Here is a 3,311-nt window from a genome sequence, read left to right on the forward strand (position 1 = left end):
GGCGCGCTGGCCCGGCTGGCCGAGCTGCGGCACCGGCTGACCGAGGAGCTCGGAGTGGACCCGTCGCCCGCCGTCGACGCCCTGCTGCTCGCGCTGCTGCGGAGCGAGCGGTCCGCTGTCGTGGGGACACCGCCGCCCGCGGCTCGGCGCCCGTTCGATGCCGGGGACCTCGCCGACCCGGACTTCGTCGGACGCGACGACGAGCTGGCCCGGTTGTGCGCGGGCGTGGAAGCGCGGGAGGTCCTGACGTTGGCCGGGGTGGCGGGCGCCGGGAAGTCCCGGCTGCTGGCCGAGCTGACGCGGGCCACCTCGCTCCCCGTCCTCGCGACGCGGGCGTTCCTGCCCGAGCGGGCGGAGGCGTGGAGCCTTGCCAGATCGGTGCTACGCGAGGCCATCGCCCTCGACTCGGCCGTGGCCGACGGGCTCCCGCCTCGCGTCCGCGGGGCGCTCGCGGGGCTCCTCCCCGAGCTGGACGACGGCGACCCCGCGCGCGACGGCGTCCTCGACGGGGAGAGCCGGCGCGCCCTGCGGCTCACCGGCGGGCTGCGCGTACTCGACGCGGCGACCGGCGAGGTCGCACTGCTCGTCGTCGACGACCTGCAATGGGCGGATCCCAGCAGCCTGCTCCTGCTCGGCTCGGTGCTGGCCCGGCTCCCGCGCCTCGCCGCGGTCCTCGCGTTCCGCCCGGAGGAGCTCCCGTCCGGGGTGCCTGCGGAGCTGCGCGGCACCCGGCGTGGCGACGACGTCCGGCTCGGACCGCTGCCCGCCCGAGCCGTCGAGCGGTGGCTGGGCGACCCGGACCTGGCCGCCGCCGTCGTCACCGCCACCGACGGCACGCCGTTCGCGGTCACCGAGCTCGTGCGCGAGCTCGTGGCGCGCGACGCCGTGACGGCGGTACCGGGCGGGGGGTGGACTCCGCGGTCGGCCGACGCGCCGGCGCTGGCGGCCCAGCTGGGCCGGGCCGGTCAGGCCCGGGCCGTACGGCGCCGCGCCGACCGACAGACCGGAGACCGAGCCGAGGTGCTGGCCCTGCTCGCGCTCCTGGCCAGGGAAGCCCCGGCGTCGACGATCGCGGGAGCGTCCGGGCTGCCGACGCGCCCGGTCCTCGAGGCGCTGTCGGGGCTGGCAGCCGCCGGGCTGGTGCGCCTCGGCGAACGCGGTTGGAGCACCGCGCACGATCTCGTCGCCGAGACCGTCACGACCGGTCTGGACGCCGGCGAGCGCGGCCGCCTGCAAGGGCTGTTGGCCCGCGCCCTCGCCGCCGAGCACGCCGACCCGTCGGAGATCGCCCGCCACCACCGCGACGCGGGCGACGCCGCCGCGGCGGCGGCGTCGTTCGCCGAGGCCGCGGACGCAGCGCTCGCCGCGCACGCCACCCGGGAGGCGGTGGCGCTCGCCGACGCGGGCCTGGCGCTCGACCCGCGGCCGCCGGCCCGGGCCGACCTGCTCGCGGTCCGGGCCGACGCCGGCGCCGCGCACGGCTCCCCCACGGCCGTCGACGACCTGCAGGCCGCACTCGCGTCGACGGACGCGGGTCCGCTCCGGTCGAGGCGGCTGTCCCGGCTGGCCATGCTGGTGTTCGGGGCGAAGGACCCGCACCGGGCGTCGGAGCTGGCCGAGCTGGCGCTCGTCGCGGCCGCCGGAGACGACGGCGCCCGTGCCGTGGCGCTGGAGACCGCCGCCATCCTCGACATGAACCTCGACCGCGCCGACCGGGCCCGCGAGCGGGCCGAGGCCGCGCTGGACCTGCACCGCCGCCTCGGCGACGCGGCCGGCGTCGCCCGCATCCTCGACGGCCGCGCCATGGCGACCTTCCTCGACGGCAGGATCGCCGAGGCCGTCGAGGTGTTCGGCCGGGTGGCGCACCTGTTCACCGACTCCGGTGAGCTGCTGCGGGTGGTGACCCCCCGCTCGACCCGCGGCCACGGCCTGGTGTTCCTTGCCCGGCCGGCCGACGGGCTCCGCGAGACGACGGCCGCGCTGCACCTCGCGCGCGACCTCGTCGCCCCCGAGGGTCAGGCCTACGCCCTCTGGCACCGGTCCGAGGCGCTGTCCGCCCTCGGCCGGCCGGACGAGGCCGAGGCCGAGGCGCTCGCGGCACTCACCATCGCGCACGGCATCGGCCACCGCGGATGGACGGCCACCGCCCATCGAGCCCGCGGGATCGCCCTCGCCGTGCGCGGCGAACCGGACGCGGCGGCCGCCGCGTTCACCGCGTCGGCCCAGGCGGCAGGCGACTCCCTGACCTTGTTCGCGTCCTGGGCCGCGGCCCAGGCCGCGCTCGGCGACATCGCGCGCGGAGCCCTACCCCGCGCCGAGGCCTCCGTCGCCCGCGCGCTGGCCCTCGGACCCCCGCTCGGCCACTACGAGGCCCGGCTCGCGGAAGCGGAACTGCTCGCCGCCCGCGGCGACCCGGCCACCCGCGAGCGCGCCGCGGCCGCCCTCGGACGCGCGCTCGCGGGCGGGCACCTCACCTCCGCCGCCCGCCTGGCCGAACTGGCCGCGCGCGACGGATAGCTCCCGTGGGGTGCGTCAGCCCCGGGAGAGCCGCCGGCGATTGGCCACGACCCGCCGGTGGACCGGGCCGAGGACGGCGCCGACCGCCTTGGCGGTGTCCTTCGGTGGAGTCGTCACCGCGGCCGTCGCGGCCTGGGTGAACGCCTCGACCTTCTCCTGCACCATGCGGGTGTACTCCCGCCGGTCCCGGGCGCTCGGCGGCCAGCCGCCCGACGCCATCCGGACCGTCCGATAGGCGATCACCACCCGCGCCGACCAGGCGATCTCCGCGGCCTGGACCCACGGCTTCACCCATCCCGGACCGGGCGACGAAACACCGGACGTGCGCCTTCTCGCGGTCATCGGCCCACGCTAAGCCCTGTCCCTGGGCGGTGGAGCCGCCACCGGGCGGTGCCGCGGTGGTCCTGCACGCGATGGCGCTGCCGGCTGCCGGCCCCTCCCGATCGGTGCCGTCTGCTCCCCGGAGCCGTCCGCAACACTGGATGTGCAGTCAGATTCGCGCCTTCGACCGCCTGGTCGCGGCGCACGGAATTCGAGGCGGCGGGCACGGTCGGTCGCGGCGACCCGTCACGGCACAGTCGGAGAACGCAGTCATCTTTGCAGCTCAGTGCGTTGCCCACGCGGCAGCATCGACTCTCATCGCGGCGCCGCTACCGTCTGGGCCTCGCGGAGCTGGGCAGGCTCGACGTCGTCGTGGCCAACGCCGGCATCCTGCCGATGGCCATGGGCGACCCGGACCCGATGGACTTCGTCGACGCCACCGACGTCGACCTCATCGGCGTGATGAACGCGGT

Annotated in this window: 2 protein-coding genes and 1 pseudogene; 2 read left to right on the forward strand and 1 reads right to left on the reverse strand. The window is 77.6% G+C overall.

Translation table 11 applies throughout. The features are described 5' to 3' along the window. A partial coding sequence (locus JWP64_RS28970; RefSeq protein ID WP_297503275.1) for an AAA family ATPase occupies positions 1-2,517 on the forward strand: 2,517 nt, incomplete at its 5' end. A gap of 15 nt (positions 2,518-2,532) precedes the next feature. On the opposite strand, the gene JWP64_RS28975 is transcribed toward JWP64_RS28970, so the two are convergent. Beyond that, positions 2,533-2,859, reverse strand: coding sequence for a hypothetical protein (locus tag JWP64_RS28975; RefSeq protein WP_297503277.1), 327 nt, complete (start codon positions 2,857-2,859; stop codon positions 2,533-2,535). A 270-nt stretch (positions 2,860-3,129) separates the two neighbouring features. On the opposite strand from JWP64_RS28975, the pseudogene JWP64_RS28980 reads away from it, so the two are divergent. Further along, a pseudogene (locus JWP64_RS28980) lies at positions 3,130-3,311 on the forward strand (hypothetical protein); the annotation flags it as partial.

The sequence above is a fragment of the Pseudonocardia sp. genome, from assembly GCF_025465255.1.
Taxonomy (GTDB): Bacteria; Actinomycetota; Actinomycetes; order Mycobacteriales; family Pseudonocardiaceae; genus Pseudonocardia.

What these genes read in the sequence shown, in the direction of transcription:
- JWP64_RS28975 (WP_297503277.1), bottom strand. Translation starts at nt 2,859, where the DNA reads ATGACCGCGAGAAGGCGCACGTCCGGTGTTTCGTCGCCCGGTCCGGGA.